Origin of the sequence: Goekera deserti (assembly GCF_010685995.1) — a bacterium.
Classification (GTDB): Bacteria; Actinomycetota; Actinomycetes; order Mycobacteriales; family Geodermatophilaceae; genus Goekera; species Goekera deserti.
The window spans coordinates 44,458-60,317 of sequence record NZ_JAAGWK010000035.1; the positions used below are offsets into that span (position 1 = coordinate 44,458).

Consider the following 15,860-nt stretch of genomic DNA (forward strand, 5'->3'; position numbering starts at 1 on the left):
GACCGTCAGGGGGTCACCGCCCCGCGGCCACCGGGTCCGGCACCGCGGAGCCGGTGCGGGCACCGACGTGCAGCCGCACCCGCGGCGGCAGGACGTGTGCCTCCAGCCGGACCCGCCGCCCCCGGGACAGCACCAGCCCGGCCGCGCACCCGGCGACGACGACCAGCGCCCCGCTGGCCACGAAGGCCACCGGCGCCCCGAGGTGCTCGGCGAGCCAGCCCACCGTGGGTGCGCCGACGGGGGTGCCGCCGAGGAAGCACATCAGGTAGAGCGAGAGCACCCGCCCGCGCATCTGCGGCTCCACCCCCAGCTGCACGAAGCTGTTGCAGGCGACCGCGAACAGCAGGCCGGCGGCACCGGCCGGCACCAGGGCCACGGCGAACGTGGCGTAGCTCGGCATCAGGCCGCAGACCACGGTGAGCAGGCCGAAGCCGATGGTGGCCAGCACCAGGAACCGCTGCCGCGGCCGGGCCTGCCGCCGGGTGCTCAGCAGCGCCCCGCACAGCGAGCCCACCGCGTAGCAGGTGGTGAGGAAGCCGAACGCGCCGGCGCCGGCGTCGTAGACCTGGCGGGCCATGAGCGCGATGGTCACCTGGGTGTTGAACCCGAACGTGCCGACGACGAAGGCCAGCACCATCGCCAGCACCAGGTCCGGCCGCCCGCGGGTGTAGGCGATGCCCGCGCGCAGCTGGCCGCGCCCCCGCGGCACCGGGTCGCTGGGGTGCAGCTCGTGGCGACGCATGCGCGCCAGCGCCGCGATGGTGACCGCGAAGCTGGCCGCGTTGAGGAAGAACGTCGGCGTCGTCGACCCGCCGGAGGCGGTGATCACCCCGCCGGCGACGGCGGGGCCGATCAACCGGGCGCTGTTGAAGATCGTGGAGTTGAGGCCCACCGCGTTGGTCAGCAGTCCGGGCCCGACCAGCTCGGAGACGAACGACTGCCGCAGCGGCGCGTCGATCGCCGACACCACCCCGAGCAGCAGGGCCAGCACCAGCACGTGCCACAGCCGGACGACGTCGAGCGCGACGAGGCTGCCCAGCACGAGGGCCAGCAGGCCCATGACGGTCTGGGTGACCATGATCAGCCGGCGCTTGTCGTAGCGGTCGGCGAGCACGCCGCCGACCAGGCTGAACACCAGCGCGGGGCCGAACTGCAGGGCGGTGATCAGCCCGAGGGCGACCCCGCTGTCGCCGGACAGCTGGAGCACCAGCCAGTCCTGGCCGATGCGCTGCACCCACATGCCGGTCTGGCTGACGAGGTTGGTGGAGGCGAACAGCCGGTAGTTCCACACCCGGAGGGCGCGGAACATGCCGGTCGAGGCCCCGCGGTCAGCCGACGTACCGGTCACCCACCGGCGAGCTTCTCCATGATCACCGAGGCGTCGCGCAGCACGGTCCGCTCCTCGGCGGTGAGCTCGTGCAGCCGGCCGGACAGCCACGCCTCGCGGGCCCGGGCCTCGGCGGCCAGCAGGTCCTCGGCGGCGTCGGTGAGACCGATGACCACCTGGCGCCCGTCGGTCGGGTGCGGCGTCCGGGTGACCAGGCCCATGCCCTCCAGCGCCACCACGACCCGGGTCATGGACGGCGGCTGCACCCGCTCGTGCCCGGCCAGCTCGCCCGGGCTCATCGGCCCGTGCCGCTTGAGCGTGGACAGCGCGGCGAGGTGGGTGAGCGTGACCGAGGTGTCCACGCGCTGGTTGCGCAGTCGCCGGGAGAACCGCATGACCGACAGGCGCAGGTCGTGCGCCAGGGCGGCGGTGTCCAACGTGGTGCGTGGCACGGCGTCACCCTAACCCGTGAGCAGAGGTAATGAACTAGAACAGCTGCTGCAGCGGTTCGAGGGCGAAGTAGACCACGAAGAGCCCGGCCACGACCCACATCAGCGGGTGCACCTCGCGGACCCGGCCCACGGCGGCGCGCAGCAGCACGAAGCTGACCACGCCGGCACCGATGCCGTTGGTGATCGAGTAGGTGAACGGCATCAGCGCGATGGTCAGGAACGCCGGGATCACCAGGGACAGGTCGCCCCACTCCAGGTCGCGGATCTGGCTGATCAGCAGGGCCCCGACGATCACCAGCACGGGCGCGGCGGCCTCGGAGGGCACCACCTCCACCAGCGGGGAGAAGAACGTCGCCACCAGGAACAGCAGGCCGGTGACGACGCTGGCCAGGCCGGTGCGGGCGCCGTCCGCGACGCCCGCGGTGCTCTCCACGTAGGTGGTGTTGGAGGAGATGCTGGCCGCGCCACCGGCCGCGGCGGCGATCGAGTCGACCAGCAGCACCGGCTGCGAGCCGGGCAGGTTGCGGTCGGAGTCGAGCAGGTCGCCCTCGGCGCCGACCGCGGTGACCGTGCCGACGGTGTCGAAGAAGTCGGCGATCATCAGCGCGAACACGATGAGCAGCGCGGCGACGACGCCGATCCGCTCGAAACCGCCGAACAGCGAGAAGTTGCCGACGATGGAGAAGTCGGGGGCGGCGACCACGTCGTCGGGCAGCCGGGGCACCTGCAGCGCCCAGCCGCGCGGGTTGAGCGCGCCGTCCGGGCCGACGGCGGGGCCGACCGAGGCGATCGCCTCGATGACGATGGCCAGCACCGTGGTGGCGATGATGCCGATCAGCAGCCCGCCCCGGACCTTGCGGACGACGAGCACGCTGGTGAGCGCCAGGCCGACGACGAAGGTCAGCAGCGGCCAACCGGCCAGCTCGCCGCCGACGCCGAAGCTGATCGGCACCGTGCCGGACTCCGCGCGCCGGACGAACCCGGCGTCCACCAGGCCGATCAGGGTGAGGAAGAAGCCGATGCCGACCGCGATCGCCGTCTTCAGCTGGGCGGGGATCGCGGTGAACACGGCCCGCCGGAAGCCGGTGAGCACCAGCACCGAGATGAGCAGGCCCTCCAGCACGACCAGGCCCATGACCTCGGGCCAGGTCAGCTGGGTCGCCGCGTACACCCCGACGACGGCGTTGATCCCGAGGCCCGCCGCCAGGGCCAGCGGGTAGCGCCCGATGACGCCCATCGCGATGGTGAGCACGCCGGCCACGAAGGCGGTCAGCGCCGCGACCGCGGGGAACGGCAGCGTGGCGCCGGTGACGTCCGGGCCGGACAAGATGATCGGGTTGAGCACCACGATGTAGGCCATCGTGAAGAAGGTGACGACGCCGCCGCGCACCTCACGGGTCACCGTGGAGCGGCGGGCGGTGATGCCGAAGTAGCGGTCGAGGCCGTTCTTCGGGCGCATCTGCGGCCCCGGGCTGCGCCGGGGTGCGCTGGCGCCGGTCGCGGCGGTGCTCCCGGCGGCGCGTGGCGCACCGGCGGGACGGGACTTGTCGGGCACGGCGGGACTCCCCGGGTGGCCACCGAGGCGGCGGGGTGTCTCCCCGGGCCGGTGCGGTGGGACGGTCTCGAGCGGCGACAGCGTGCCACACCCCCGACCGGCCCGGGGGTGCGGCGGTCCACCGACACGTACCGGCAGGACGAGGCCCGGCCGGCACGCCAGGGTCCGCGCCCGGCCGGGCACGCCCTAGAGTCGGCGCGTGCCCGCACCCACCCGGCCCGCGCCGCTGCCCCTGGAGGTCGACACGGCCCGGGTGGTGGTGATCGGGATGGTCGCGTGGGCGGTGGCCCTGGTGGTCCTGCTGCTGCTGGGCGACCGGGTCGACCGGGTCTGGACCTGGACCTGCGTCTGCGCCCTGGTGCTGGCCTCCGGCGGCCTCGGCGTCATGCGCTGGCAGGGCCAGCTGCGCCGCCGCCGGGACTGACCCCGACCGGACGACGGCCCGGTCGGGCGCGCGGCGCGATGACTGCGGCGTGGCGGCGGACGACCCGGGCCGCGACCGACCACCATCTCCGCCCATGGACCGGGGACCGGGCACGACCGCGGCGCTGGCCGTGGCGGGGGGCGCAGTGTTCGGGGCGACCACGTCGCTGGTCAACGCTCTCTCCTCCCCGTACGGCCAGTTGGCGCTCACCGACGGGCCGCTGCGCCGGCTCGCCGTCGTGGCCAGCCTGCTGCTGGACGCCGGGTGGGCCTGGGCTGCCCTCGCCGTGGCCGGTGGGTGGCTGGCGGGTGGAGTGCGCCGCGGGGCGCTGACCGGCTCCCTGGCCCTGCTCGGTGCCGTGCCGGCCTACTACGTCACCGACGCGGCCGGCCGCGGAGAGGAGCTGTCCGGGTAGGCGGCGGAGCTGCTGTTCTGGGCCGTCGCGGCGCTGCTGCTCGGCTCGGCGCTGGGCGCCGCAGGTGGACTGGCGCGCCGGCGCGACCTGCTCGGGCTGGTGGGCAGGCTGGTCGTCCCGCTCGGCGCGGCGGCACAGGCGGTTCTGCTGCCCCCCGGCTTCGGCCGCCCGATGGGCGACGGCGAGGCCCGTACCGCCCAGCTGCTGGTGCTCGGCACCGCGGTGCTGGCCGCCGGCGCGCTCTGCCTCCGGCACCAGCAGCAGCGCGACGCCCGGCGCGCGGAGCCGACCACGGTCCACGGCGGAGGGGTCTGAGCCCTGCCCGAGGAGGGTCCGACCTCAGCGCGGGACGACCTCCGCCCGGGTCCCTGCCCGAGCCGGCTCAGATGACGTCGAAGTCCGCGGTGTCGTAGCGCGCGGTGTGCACGACCTCGGCCGGCGCGCCCCCGCTGTCGACCAGCGTGGCCTGGCTGTGCGCGCCGCAGCCGTACTCGACCGGGACGACGCGGCCGTCGGCCGGCGCGTAGGCGTTGCTGCAGGCACCGATCGACTGGCGGAGCACGCCGGCCAGCGGGAGGAAGAAGCCGCAGGTGCCGCAGCGGCCGGGTGCCTGCCGGGCCATCGGCGAGTCGGGCCCGAAGTCGCCGGTCAGCCAGCGCGCGACGGCCTGGCTGCGCCCGCGCGGGGACAGCACGCGCTCGCGGCCCAGGCCGATCTCGGTGGCCACCGCGCGGGCGGCCGGGTCGTCGGCGGCGTCGTCGTCGACGAGGTAGGCGGGCACCAGCCGGTCGTCGTCCTCGGTGGAGGGAAGCACGTCGCCGACGGAGAGGTCGCCGGGGCGCAGGCGCTCCTGCCACGGCACCCACTCGGGGGCCAGCAGCGCCTCGTCACCGGGCAGCAGCACGACCTCGTCGAGCGTCGGCTCACCGCCGGGCGCGCCGGCCAGGGTGACCGCCCACGTCCAGCCGACGTAGCCGGGCAGGGACGCGGCGAAGTGGTGGGTGAGCAGCTGGCCCAGTGCCTCGGCAGGCACGTCGGGCAGGTCGCTGACGACCGTCTCGGTGCTGGTGCCCCGGTGCTCCCCGACCGCGGTCGGGTCGCCGGCGACGTCGACGGCGGCCGCGCGGGCCAGCTCGACGGCCGCGGCGAGCGAGCTCACGGGGCCGGACGGGGCGGTGGCGGATGCCTCGTCGGGCACCGGGAGGGCCTGCTCGGAGTCGGACACCGCACCATCATCCCCCGCAGGCGCCAGCGCGCTCCGACCGGCATCTCAGCTGGGTGAGGCACGATTGGCCCGTGCCCTCGTCCCCCGACCGCCGCCTGCCGCGCCGCAGGTCACCGTGGCGTCGTGCCGCGCCGGCGGAGCAGGACCGGCTGGACACCACGCCGCTGCACGTCCCCCGGGTGGAGACCGCACCGCTGCCGGTCGCCGGGCACCAGCCGCCGGGCGACGACCACCCGACCGTGGTGCAGGTCGTCCCGGCCCGCCCGGGCGGCGCGCCGCAGCCCGACGGCTCGGCGTGGCCTCCGGCGAGCGGCCCCGGCCCGGCCGCCTGGTCCCCCGCACCGCACGCCCCGGGCCACCAGTCCCCGACCGCGCGGCCCCTGGGCGGGCAGCCCCCGGGCGCGCCGTCCACGCAGGCCCCCGCGGGGTCGCCCGCAGGCTCCCCGGACGCCGGCCCGTGGCAGCCCGGCCCGTGGCAGCCCGGCGCGTGGCAGCCCGACCCGCGGCAGCCCGACCCGCGGCAGCCCGGCCCGTCGCAGCAGGGCCCCTGGCAGCAGAGCCCGTCGCATCAGGGCCCGTGGCAGCCACCCCAGCAGCAGCCGGGGCCGGCGTACCAGGGACCCCAGCAGCACCCGGGAGCTCCGCACTCGGCCGGCCCGCTCCCGTACCCGGGGCAGGCACCCCCGTACGGCGCGCCCCCGTACGGCGCACCGCAGCACGGCGGATCCCCCTACGGGCCACCGCAGTACGGCGCGCCCCAGTACGGACCGCCTCCGGGGCCTCCCCCGTACGGCGCTCCGCCGTACGGTGCCCCGCACCCCGGGACCGCGCCGTACGCGGAGCCGTACGCGCCGCCGCCCCACGGCTCCCCCGAGCAGCCCGCCGAGCAGCCGGCACCACCCGCCGCTGCGACGGGCGTGCCCAGGAAGCTGACCGTCACCCGGGTGGCCGCCGCACGCACCCGCGAGCTGACCCGCAACGCCGTCCGGCGGGTGGACGACGCCAGCCGGGCCGACGGGGCGGGCGAGAGCGGGCTGACCGGCCTGCTCTGGGTCAACGCCCTGCACGCCGCCGGGGACGCGATGATCGCGGTGTCGCTGGCCGGGACGCTGTTCTTCGCCGCCGCCGGTGACGCCCAGCGCACCAACGTGGCCCTGTACCTGCTGGTCACGGTGGCCCCGTTCGCGCTGCTCGCGCCGGTGATCGGCCCGCTGCTGGACCGCCTGCAGCGCGGGCGCCGCGCGGCGATGGCGGGCGCGCTGATCGGGCGCACCGTGCTGGCCCTGGTGATGCTCTTCCACTTCGACGACCTGGGGCTCTACCCGGCCGCGCTCGGCGTCCTGGTGCTGTCCAAGTCGTTCAACGTGCTCAAGGCGGCCGTGGTCCCGCGGGTGCTGCCGGACGCGATGTCGCTGACGTCGGCCAACGCACGGATGTCGGTCTTCGGCCTGGCTGCCTCCGGGGTGCTGGGCGGGCTCGGCGCGGGTCTGGCCGCGACCCTCGGCTTCTCCTGGGAGCTGGGTGCCACGGCCGCGGTGTTCCTCGCCGGCGGGGTGCTCGCCTTCCGGCTGCCCGCCCACGTCGACCTGCCGCAGGGCGAGACCCCGGCCACCGTGCTGACCACCGAGGACCTCTCCGACGAGCGGACCCGGCGTCCCTCGGCCGGGCCGCACGTGGTCACCGCGCTGCGCGCGACCGCGGCGCTGCGCGGGCTCAGCGGCTTCCTCACCATCTTCGCCGCGTTCCTCACCCAGGCCACGTTCCCCGACGGGTGGGAGGCCACCGGCGCGCTGGGCGTGATCGCGGTGGCCGCCGGGGTGGGCAGCTTCGCCGGCACCGCCGTCGGGTCACGGCTGCACGCCGCCCGCCCGGACACCCTGGTGCTGGTCTCCGCCGGGTCCGCGGCGGTGATCACCGTGATCGCCGCGCTGCTCTACAGCTTCCCGGTGGCCGCGCTGGTGGTCGCCGTGTCGTCGGTGAGCAACGCGCTGGGCAAGGTGGCGCTGGACGCGATCATCCAGCGCGAGGTGCCCGAGGCCCTGCGCGCCTCGGCGTTCGGCCGGTCGGAGACCTGGCTGCAGCTGGCCTGGGTCGCCGGCGGCGCCGTCGCGGTGGCCCTGCCGGCGAACGGCCGGCTCGGCTTCGCGGTGGCCGCCGCCCTGCTCGCGCTGGCGGTCGGCCTGGTCCTGTGGGGCCAGCACCGCCGCGGCCGCACCGCATCCGGACCGTCGGGACGCCTCGGCCGACCCACCCCGCCGGACGCCGGGGACACCGACCCCGGGCCCACGGACGGGCGAGGCGGAGAGGACCGGTACTGGTGAGCAGGCGCACCACGAGGCGGGCAGCCCGGGCCACGGTCGGCGCGGCACTGCTCGGGCTGACCGCGGGCTGCGGCGGCAGCGCCGCCGACGACGGACCGCCGACGGTCAGCGTGCAGACCGCCGACCAGCAGATCGTGCTGCAGCCCACCCAGTTCTGCTTCGGCGACGAGGGCGGCGAGCGCTACGACATCGTGCCGCCGGTCGTCGACGTGTCCCCCGACACCGCCATCACCCTGCGGGTGCCGTCGGAGGTCGCGGACAGCGGCTGGTCGGTGCAGGTGTACGACGACCAGCTGGCCACCAAGATCGGTGAGGTCGACGTGGGCGCCGACACCGAGGTGTTCAGCGAGATCAACAGCTCCGACGTCAGCCCGCCGGGCTTCTACCTGGTCGTCGTCCAGGACGCCGGCGAGGACTGCAACGGGCTGTCCGGCGCGTGGCCGGTCGGCTTCATCCGCGCCGGTGGCGCCATCAGCGACACCACCGCCCCCGCCACCCCGGCCCCCGCCGGCTGACCGGGCCTCAACCCTCCAGGTCGCCGGCGACGGCGCGCAGCAGCGAGCCGATCTTGCGGCCCACCGGCTTGTCCGGGTGGCGACCGTGGCGCAGGCCGGTGGAGACGCCGTCCAGGAGCTTGATCAGGTCCTCGATGATCGGCACGAGCTCGTCGGGGCTCTTGCGGGTCGCGGCGACGGCCGAGGGCAGCGGGTCCAGCACCTGCACCTGCAGGGCCTGGTCACCGCGCCGGCCCTCGACGATGCCGAACTCGACGCGCTGACCGGGCTTCAGCTCCGTGGTGCCGCTGGGCAGGGCGTCCTTGTGCACGAACACGTCGGGGCCGCCGTCGCGGGCGAGGAAGCCGAAGCCCTTCTCCGCGTTGAACCACTTCACCTTGCCGCTGGGCACGTTGTTCCTTCGGGTCGTCGTCGCCGGTGGAGCTGGCCGGCACCTGGGGCAGCTGCGTGCGCCGCCGCGTCCAGGTTAGTCGGGCCACGCGCCGCCGGTCCCGCTGGTTTCCGCGCCCGGGGAGCGGACGGCCGGCGCGCCTACGCTGACCCCGTGCCGTCCGCCGCGCCCGCCCCGGGTCCGCCGCCGACCGGGGCCGGGCACCCCGACTACCGGTTCTCCCTGGCCAACGAGCGCACCCTGCTGGCCTGGCTGCGCACCGCGCTGGCCCTGGTGGCCGGTGGCGTGGCGATCGCCCAGTTCGCCCCCGGTCTGGGCGTGCCGCACGGCGGCACCGTCGTCGCCGTCCTGCTGCTCGCCGGTGGGCTGGTCACCGCGCTGGCCGGGCACCGGCGGTACCGGCGGGCCGAGGCCGCGATCGCCGCGGACGCCCCGCTGCCCGACGGGTCGATGGGCAGCTGGGCGGCGGCGACCGTCGCCGTGCTCGTGGTGCTGGTCGGCGCGCTCGTGGTCGTCGACGCGCTGCGCGGGTGAGTCCCGCTCCCCCGCCGGCCGGTGGTGTGCCCCGCCGGCCCGGGGAGACCCAGCCGGCGCGCACGGCGCTGGCCTGGCAGCGCACCGCGCTCGGCGTGCTCGCGGTGGCCGCGCTGCTGGCCCGGGCCGCGGTCGTGCGGGACCGGCCGCTGGTCGTGCTGCCGGCCGCCGTGGTGGCGCTGGCCGGGCTGGCCCTGCTGGGCGCCGCCGGCCCCCACCGACTGCGCACGGCGCGGCAGGCGGCGGAGACCGGTGGCAGCGGCCGGGCCGCACGTGGTGCGGCCCTCGCCACCGGCGTGGTCGTGCTCACCGCCCTGGCCGGCCTGGCCGCCGTCGCCCTCCTGCCCTGACCTCGGCCCGGTCCCCTCAGGCGTTGCGGACGGCGGCCGCGCCCTGCAGGCCCAGCTCTTCCACCGACACCTGGCGCATCTCCACCTTGCGCACCTTGCCGGTGACGGTCATCGGGAACTCGGTGACCACCTTGACGTAGCGGGGCACCTTGTAGTGGGCGAGCTTCCCGGCGCACCAGGTGCGCAGGGCCTCCGCGGTGAGCGGCTCGGCGCCCTCGCGCAGCCGCACCCAGGCCATCAGCTCCTCGCCGTACCGCTCGTCGGGGACGCCGATGACCTGCGCGTCGACGACGTCCGGGTGGGTGTGGAGGAACTCCTCGACCTCGCGCGGGTACACGTTCTCCCCGCCGCGGATCACCATGTCCTTGATCCGGCCGACGATGTTCAGGTACCCGGCCTCGTCCATGACGGCGAGGTCGCCGGTGTGCATCCAGCGGGCGGCGTCGAGCACCTCGGCGGTCTTCTCCGGCTGCTCCCAGTAGCCGAGCATCACCGAGTAGCCGCGGGTGCAGAACTCGCCGGTCACCCCGCGCGGCACGGTGAGCCCGGTGGCCGGGTCGACCACCTTCACCTCCAGGTGCGGGTGCACCCGGCCCACGGTGGAGGTGCGCCGGTCGAGGTCGTCGTCGGCACCGGTCTGCGTGGACACCGGCGAGGTCTCGGTCATGCCGTAGCAGATGGTGACCTCCTGCATGCCCATCTCGCTGACCACGCGCTTCATCACCTCGACCGGGCACGGCGAGCCGGCCATGATCCCGGTGCGCAGGCTGGACAGGTCGTAGGAGGCGAAGTCGGGCAGGGCGAGCTCGGCGATGAACATCGTCGGGACGCCGTACAGCGAGGTGCACCGCTCGTCCTGCACCGCCTGCAGGGTGAGCGCGGGGTCGAAGCCGGGCGCGGGGATGACCATCGTCGCCCCGTGCGAGGTGCAGCCGAGGTTGCCCATGCCCATGCCGAAGCAGTGGTAGTAGGGCACCGGGATGCAGACCCGGTCGGCCTCGGTGTAGCCGCAGCCCTCGCCCACGAAGAAGCCGTTGTTGAGCAGGTTGTGGTGGGTGAGCGTGGCGCCCTTGGGGAAGCCGGTGGTGCCCGAGGTGTACTGGATGTTGATCGGGTCGTCGGCGGTGAGCTGCCCGGCCCGCTCGGCCAGCAGCCCGCGGTCGGCCGAGCGGCCACGGTCCATGAGCGCGTCCCACTCCGGGTCACCCAGGAACGCGACCTCGCGCAGGTCGGGGCAGTCGGCGCGCACCTCGGCGACCATCGCGCGGTAGTCGCTGGTCTTGAAGCTCGGGGCCGCGACCAGCACGGAGATGCCGGCCTGGCGCAGCACGTAGGACAGCTCGTGCGTGCGGTAGGCGGGGTTGATGTTCACCAGGACGACGCCGAGCTTCGCCGTGCCGTACTGGACGAGGACCCACTCGGCGCAGTTCGGCGCCCAGATGCCGACCCGGTCGCCCTTCTGCAGGCCCAGGGAGTGCAGGCCCAGGGCGCACGCGTCGACGTCGGCCACCAGCTGCGGGTAGGTCCAGCGCCGGCCGGTGGCGCACTCGACGAGTGCCTCGTGGTCGCCGACCCGCGCGGCCGTGCGGTCCAGGTCGGCCCCGATCGTGTCCCCGAGCAGCGGCACCGTGGAGGTGCCACTGCTGTAGGAGGGCAGTGCGGGGGCGGTCATGCCGGGACGCTGACGACGGTGTCCGTGCAGCCCGACACGCCGGTCACCGTCCTTCGCCGGCCTGGACACCCGCCCGGTTGGGCTTGTCGGTGGGGTGGGCGTACCGGATCCGGTGGGCCGGCAGCGGGAACTCGTGGTCCTCGCCGAACGGCGACAGCGACCCGGCGGTCTCGGCGACGAGCTCGGTCAGCGGGGGGCCACCGCCCTCGGACTGGCCCCAGGTGGGCTCCTTGAGGTGGGCGTTCTTCTTGCCGCTCTTGGCCATGTCGCCTCCGTGCACGTGGGGGCCCGGGCGGGTGCGCGGACCGTCCCCGCCATCTTCTCGCGACGGAGGGCGCTTGCGCACCGGTGGGCGCCCCGTGAGGTCGCTGCGGGTCTGCTGCGGACCCGCTGCCGGTCAGCCCGCGCGCCGCCGCGCCCGGCGGGCAGCGTCGCGGGCGCCGAGCAGCGTGCCGGTGGCGTCGGCGGTGAGCACCCACTGCCCGGCCCCGGCCGGGGCGTAGCGCACCTCGGCGTCCTGCAGCGCGGAGACGGCCCGGGTGCGCCAGATCGCGGTGCTCAGCAGCTGCAGGCGCAGCGGGTCGGCCAGCGGGTCGGCGTCGTCCGGCTCGACCAGCAGGAGCGCCGGGCCCGCACTGCGCAGCCGGCCGGTCGACCACGGCGTCACCGCCAGGGCCGCGGCCCAGCGGCGGGTGCGCAGCAGGGCACCCACACCGGCGACGACGCCGGCGAGCCCGCCCAGCAGCAGCACCAGCAGCACCAGGCCGGCACCGCCGACCCGGTCGCCCCCGGAGCGCACCACGGTGGACGCCGCCACCCCGACCAGCACGGCCAGGACCACGCCGATCACCCCGCCACCGAGCCAGCGCAGGGCCCCGGCCCGGTGCGCGGCCAGCGCGTCCCGGGTACCCGGGTCGTCCAGGGCGGGGGTCACGCCCCGGATGCTCCCAGAGCCCCGCGCGTGGCCGGGCGCCACGGGGCAGGTGGTGGCGCCGTCGTCGTAACGTGGTGCGGATGCCCCAGGACCAGCCCGCCACGCTCGCCGCCTGGTTGCGCACCCGCAGCGACGAGCAGCTGGGCGCACTGCTGCTCGCCCGGCACGACGTCGCCCGGCCCGCGCCGTCCGACGTGGTCAGCCTGGCCAGCCGGCTCGCCGTCCCGATCTCGGTGGACCGGGCGCTGGACGAGCTGGACGCCGCCACGCTGCAGGTGCTGGACGCCGTCCTGCTGTCCGAGGGCGACGGTGTCGCGCGGGCCGAGCTGGCCGCCCTGCTCCCCGACGTGCCGGCCGAGGTGGTGCAGCGCGGTGTGCAGACCCTGACCGAGCGCGCGCTGCTGTGGGGCGACGACGAGCTGCGAGCCCCGGAGCCGGTGCGCCGCTCGGTGCGGCACCCGGCCGGGCTGGGGCGGCGCGCGGTGGACCTGCGGGTGCAGCTCCCCCGGGACCTGCCCGGCACGCTGGCCGAGCTGTCGGCCGAGGAGCGGGACGTGCTGCAGCGGCTGGCCGGCGACCGCCCGGTCGGCCACCTGCCCGACGGCCCGGCCACCTCCGGGTCACCGGCCCGGCGGCTGCTGCAGCTGGGCCTGCTGGCGCGCATCGACGCGGTGAACGTGGAGCTGCCGCGGGAGGTCGGGCTGGCCCTGCGCGGGGACCGGCCGCTCGGGTCGCCGCGGGTGCGCCCGGAGCCGGAGCTGCGTCGCCGCCCGCAGGCCGACGTCGACCGGCAGGCCGCGGGTGCCGCGATGGAGGTCATCGGCCGGGTCGGTGAGCTGCTGGTGCTGCTGGAGGACGAGCCGGCCGGGCTGCTGCGCAGCGGCGGCATGGCCGTGCGGGACCAGAAGCGGCTGGCCCGCGAGCTGCACGTGCCCGAGTCCGACGCGACCTTCCTGGCCGAGCTGGCCTTCGCCGCCGGCCTGCTGGACGTCGGCGGGGCGCACCGCGACGAGTGGCTGCCCACCCGGGCCTACGACCTGTGGCGCGAGCAGGACCTGCCCACCCGCTGGGCCACCCTGGTGTGGGGCTGGCTGACCAGCGTGCGGCTGCCGTCGCTGGTGGGTCAGCGCACCGTCGCCGGCAAGGCGGTCAACGCGCTGTCCCCGGACATCGTGCGGCAGACCGCGCCCGCCGTCCGCCGGTCGGCGCTGGCCGCGCTGGCCGAGACCCCGCCCGGCAGCGGGCTGACCCCGGACGACCTGCTGACGGTGCTGCGCTGGCGCACCCCGCGCCGGGCCGACCGGCTGGCCCCGGTGCCGGCCGTGCTCGCCGAGGCCGACCGGCTGGGCATCAGCGTCGGCGGCGTGCTCGCCGGGGCCGGCCGGCTGCTGCTCACCGACGGGGAGGACGGCGCCGCGGACGGGGTGCGCGAGCTGCTGCCCGAGCCACTGGACCACGTGCTGGCCCAGCCCGACCTCTCCCTGGTCGCGCCCGGTCCGCTGGTCGCCGAGCTGGCCACCACGCTGGCCGTGGTCGCCGACGTCGAGTCCTCCGGCGGCGCGACGGTGTACCGGGTGTCCGACGCCAGCGTGCGGCGGGCGCTGGACCGCGGCTGGTCGGCCACCGACCTGCACGAGTTCTTCGCCCGGGCCTCCCGCACGCCGGTGCCGCAGGCACTGGACTACCTGGTCGACGACGTCGCCCGCCAGCACGGCCGGCTCCGGGTCGGCTCGATCGAGTGCTACGTGCGCTCCGACGACCACGGGTTGCTGTCCCAGGTGCTCGGCGACCGGCGCACCGCCCCCGCCGAGCTGCGCCGGCTGGCCCCCGGCGTCCTGGTGAGCGGGCTGCAGGCCGACGAGGTGCTGTCGGTGCTGCGCTCATCCGGCTACGCCCCGGCCGGTGAGTCCTCCGGCGGTGCGGTGCTGACCCGGCCGCCGGCCAAGCCGCGGGCCGCCGGGCGCCGCCCCGGCTCGTCGGCGCCGCCGACCGCCCCCCGGCCGATGGCCCCGGGCGACGTGACGGCGACCGTGCGGGAGATCCGCGCCGGCGACGCCGCGCTGGCCGCCCGCCGCACCGACCCGGTGCGCCAGATCCCCGGCGTGACCACCGCCAGCACGCTGGAGCTGCTGTCCCGCGCGGTCGCCGACGGGCTGCCGGTGTGGCTGGGCTACGTGGACGCCGCCGGCAGCGGCAGCCAGCGGGTGGTGCGGCCGTCGTCCCTGGTGGGCGGGTTCCTGCAGGGCTTCGACGAGGGCCGCGGGGAGAACCGGACCTTCGCGGTGCACAGGATCACCTCGGTGGCCCTGGTCACCGAGGCCACCGGCTGAGGCTGCCCCGACCGGGGTCCTGCGGGAATGCAAGGCCTGCTCTCGGCATTGTCCGGGACAGTTGCTCCGCGAGAAGACCTGGACAGGCGGGTCAGGGGGGCCGCCGGAGTGGGCACCGAGGACCGGACATGGACGAGAGCGTCGCGAGTGGGTTGACCAGGGCACTGGGAACGGTGCTGGGCACGGCAGAGCTGCCGGTGCGGCTGCGCGGCTGGGACGGGTCGGAGGCGGGTCCGCCGGACGCCCCGATGATCTCGGTCCGGTCGCCGCTGGCCCTGCGGCGGATGGTCTGGTCGCCCGGGCAGCTCGGCCTGGGCCGGGCCTACGTCGCCGGTGAGATCGACGTCGAGGGCGACGTGTACGCGGCGTTCGCCGCGCTGAGCTCGGCGGGCAAGCTGGCCGAGAAGGGCGCCTTCCGCGCCGCCACGCTGCACGACCGGTGGGAGCTGGCCCGCACCGCGGCTCAGCTGCACGCCCTGAGCCCGGAGCCCGCGCCGCCGCCGGAGGAGGCCCCGGTCGGGCGCGGCCGCCGGCACAGCCGCGGCCGGGACGCCGCCGCGATCTCCCACCACTACGACGTCGGCAACGACTTCTACGCCCTGGTGCTCGGCCCGTCGATGGTCTACTCCTGCGCCGTCTGGGAGTCCCCCGAGGTCGGTCTGGACGCCGCCCAGGAGGCCAAGCTGGACCTGGTCTGCCGCAAGCTCGGGCTCGGACCGGACAGCCGGCTGCTCGACGTCGGGTGCGGCTGGGGCAGCCTGGCCGTGCACGCGGCCGGGCGGTACGGCGCCCGGGTGGTGGGCATCACGCTGTCGGTGGAGCAGGCCGAGCTGGCCCGCAAGCGGGTCGCCGACGCGGGGCTGACCGACCGGGTCGAGATCCGGGTGCAGGACTACCGACTGGTGCCGGACGGCCCCTACGACGCGATCAGCTCGATCGGCATGGCCGAGCACGTGGGCCGGGCCGAGCTGCCCGGGTACGTGGCCCGGCTGTGGGGCCTGCTGCGTCCCGGCGGGCGGCTGCTGAACCACGCCATCGCCTTCAACGCCGGGGAGAACCAGTGGAACCCCGACTCCTTCATCGCCCGCTACGTCTTCCCCGACGGCGAACTGGTCGGCATGGCCACGATGGTCGGCGCCCTGGAGGCCGGCGGCTTCGAGGTGCTGGACGTCGAGGCACTGCGCCGGCACTACGCGCTCACCCTGCGCGCGTGGGTGGCGAACCTGGAGGCGCACTGGGACGCCGCGGTGGCGGCGACCAGCGAGGGCCGCGCCCGGGTGTGGCGGCTCTACATGGCCGCCAGCGCCCTCGGGTTCGAGAACGGCTCGCTGGGCGTCAACCAGGTGCTGGTGCGCCGGCCCGGGCCGGTGGAGCCCCCGCTCCGCCGCACCGAGTGGGTCTGAGGGAAGCGCAGG

At 76.0% G+C, this 15,860-nt stretch carries 17 protein-coding genes; 9 read left to right on the top strand and 8 right to left on the bottom strand.

Annotated features, from left to right (window positions below; genetic code table 11):
• Positions 1–13: 13 nt before the first annotated feature.
• Genes G1H19_RS20930 through G1H19_RS20940 form a run of 3 tightly spaced genes read right to left on the bottom strand, consistent with a single transcriptional unit; the run spans position 14 to position 3,334 of the window.
• A complete protein-coding gene (locus G1H19_RS20930; protein ID WP_152730810.1) occupies positions 14–1,309 on the bottom strand; it encodes an MFS transporter in 1,296 nt (431 codons plus the stop codon).
• A gap of 35 nt (positions 1,310–1,344) precedes the next feature.
• The gene (locus tag G1H19_RS20935; protein WP_162393572.1) at positions 1,345–1,779 is read right to left on the bottom strand and encodes a MarR family winged helix-turn-helix transcriptional regulator; all 435 of its coding nucleotides are present in this window, start codon (positions 1,777–1,779) and stop codon (positions 1,345–1,347) included.
• A gap of 34 nt (positions 1,780–1,813) precedes the next feature.
• Positions 1,814–3,334 (bottom strand): NCS2 family permease, encoded by a 1,521-nt coding sequence (locus tag G1H19_RS20940; protein WP_235928397.1) that lies wholly within the window; start codon positions 3,332–3,334, stop codon positions 1,814–1,816.
• Positions 3,335–3,533: 199 nt separating this feature from the next.
• On the opposite strand from G1H19_RS20940, the gene G1H19_RS20945 reads away from it, so the two are divergent.
• The 3 genes from G1H19_RS20945 (at position 3,534) to G1H19_RS20955 (ending at position 4,488) form a co-directional block, all read left to right on the top strand.
• Entirely contained in the window at positions 3,534–3,758 is a 225-nt protein-coding gene (locus G1H19_RS20945; RefSeq protein ID WP_162393571.1) for a DUF2530 domain-containing protein, read from the top strand.
• Positions 3,759–3,852: 94 nt separating this feature from the next.
• A complete protein-coding gene (locus G1H19_RS20950; RefSeq protein WP_152730809.1) occupies positions 3,853–4,173 on the top strand; it encodes a hypothetical protein in 321 nt (106 codons plus the stop codon).
• Between the two features lie 99 nt (positions 4,174–4,272).
• Positions 4,273–4,488, top strand: coding sequence for a hypothetical protein (locus G1H19_RS20955; protein ID WP_152730808.1), 216 nt, complete (start codon positions 4,273–4,275; stop codon positions 4,486–4,488).
• 67 nt (positions 4,489–4,555) lie between these two features.
• Here the strand turns inward: G1H19_RS20955 and G1H19_RS20960 are convergent, their stop codons facing one another.
• Positions 4,556–5,398 (bottom strand): DUF3027 domain-containing protein, encoded by an 843-nt coding sequence (locus G1H19_RS20960; protein WP_235928395.1) that lies wholly within the window; start codon positions 5,396–5,398, stop codon positions 4,556–4,558.
• A gap of 917 nt (positions 5,399–6,315) precedes the next feature.
• Between G1H19_RS20960 and G1H19_RS23655 the strand changes: the two genes are divergently transcribed.
• A complete protein-coding gene (locus G1H19_RS23655; RefSeq protein ID WP_162393570.1) occupies positions 6,316–7,719 on the top strand; it encodes an MFS transporter in 1,404 nt (467 codons plus the stop codon).
• Positions 7,716–8,234 (top strand): DUF2771 family protein, encoded by a 519-nt coding sequence (locus tag G1H19_RS20970; RefSeq protein ID WP_162393569.1) that lies wholly within the window; start codon positions 7,716–7,718, stop codon positions 8,232–8,234. The genes G1H19_RS23655 and G1H19_RS20970 overlap by 4 nt, the downstream gene beginning before the upstream one ends.
• Positions 8,235–8,241: 7 nt before the next feature.
• Here the strand turns inward: G1H19_RS20970 and G1H19_RS24960 are convergent, their stop codons facing one another.
• On the bottom strand, positions 8,242–8,625 hold the full coding sequence (locus G1H19_RS24960; RefSeq protein ID WP_162393568.1) for a cold-shock protein: 384 nt from the start codon (positions 8,623–8,625) through the stop codon (positions 8,242–8,244).
• 153 nt (positions 8,626–8,778) lie between these two features.
• On the opposite strand from G1H19_RS24960, the gene G1H19_RS20980 reads away from it, so the two are divergent.
• Together G1H19_RS20980 and G1H19_RS20985 are read left to right on the top strand one after the other, a co-directional pair.
• Positions 8,779–9,159 carry a YidH family protein gene (locus tag G1H19_RS20980; RefSeq protein WP_162393567.1) on the top strand — a complete coding sequence of 127 codons (381 nt, stop codon included), beginning with the start codon at positions 8,779–8,781 and terminating at the stop codon, positions 9,157–9,159.
• Positions 9,156–9,509, top strand: coding sequence for a DUF202 domain-containing protein (locus G1H19_RS20985; RefSeq protein WP_235928393.1), 354 nt, complete (start codon positions 9,156–9,158; stop codon positions 9,507–9,509). Before G1H19_RS20980 ends, G1H19_RS20985 begins: the two co-directional genes overlap by 4 nt.
• Before the next feature lie 16 nt (positions 9,510–9,525).
• On the opposite strand, the gene G1H19_RS20990 is transcribed toward G1H19_RS20985, so the two are convergent.
• The 3 genes from G1H19_RS20990 to G1H19_RS21000 form a co-directional block, all read right to left on the bottom strand.
• A complete protein-coding gene (locus tag G1H19_RS20990; protein WP_152730806.1) occupies positions 9,526–11,181 on the bottom strand; it encodes an AMP-binding protein in 1,656 nt (551 codons plus the stop codon).
• Between the two features lie 43 nt (positions 11,182–11,224).
• Entirely contained in the window at positions 11,225–11,446 is a 222-nt protein-coding gene (locus G1H19_RS20995; RefSeq protein WP_152730805.1) for a hypothetical protein, read from the bottom strand.
• A 132-nt stretch (positions 11,447–11,578) separates the two neighbouring features.
• Entirely contained in the window at positions 11,579–12,115 is a 537-nt protein-coding gene (locus G1H19_RS21000; RefSeq protein ID WP_162393566.1) for a hypothetical protein, read from the bottom strand.
• Positions 12,116–12,195: 80 nt separating this feature from the next.
• On the opposite strand from G1H19_RS21000, the gene G1H19_RS21005 reads away from it, so the two are divergent.
• Positions 12,196–14,445: a helicase C-terminal domain-containing protein gene (locus G1H19_RS21005; protein WP_152730804.1), complete on the top strand. Its 2,250-nt coding sequence runs from the start codon at positions 12,196–12,198 to the stop codon at positions 14,443–14,445.
• A gap of 128 nt (positions 14,446–14,573) precedes the next feature.
• Positions 14,574–15,848, top strand: a complete 1,275-nt coding sequence (locus G1H19_RS21010) for a class I SAM-dependent methyltransferase (protein WP_152730803.1) — start codon at positions 14,574–14,576, stop codon at positions 15,846–15,848.
• The last annotated feature ends 12 nt before the right edge of the window (positions 15,849–15,860 follow it).

What these genes read in the sequence shown, in the direction of transcription:
- G1H19_RS20930 (WP_152730810.1), bottom strand. Translation starts at nt 1,309, where the DNA reads ATGTTCCGCGCCCTCCGGGTGTGGAACTACCGGCTGTTCGCCTCCACC.
- G1H19_RS20995 (WP_152730805.1), bottom strand. Translation starts at nt 11,446, where the DNA reads ATGGCCAAGAGCGGCAAGAAGAACGCCCACCTCAAGGAGCCCACCTGG.
- G1H19_RS21010 (WP_152730803.1), top strand. Translation starts at nt 14,574, where the DNA reads ATGGACGAGAGCGTCGCGAGTGGGTTGACCAGGGCACTGGGAACGGTG.
- G1H19_RS20990 (WP_152730806.1), bottom strand. Translation starts at nt 11,181, where the DNA reads ATGACCGCCCCCGCACTGCCCTCCTACAGCAGTGGCACCTCCACGGTG.
- G1H19_RS21005 (WP_152730804.1), top strand. Translation starts at nt 12,196, where the DNA reads ATGCCCCAGGACCAGCCCGCCACGCTCGCCGCCTGGTTGCGCACCCGC.
- G1H19_RS20950 (WP_152730809.1), top strand. Translation starts at nt 3,853, where the DNA reads ATGGACCGGGGACCGGGCACGACCGCGGCGCTGGCCGTGGCGGGGGGC.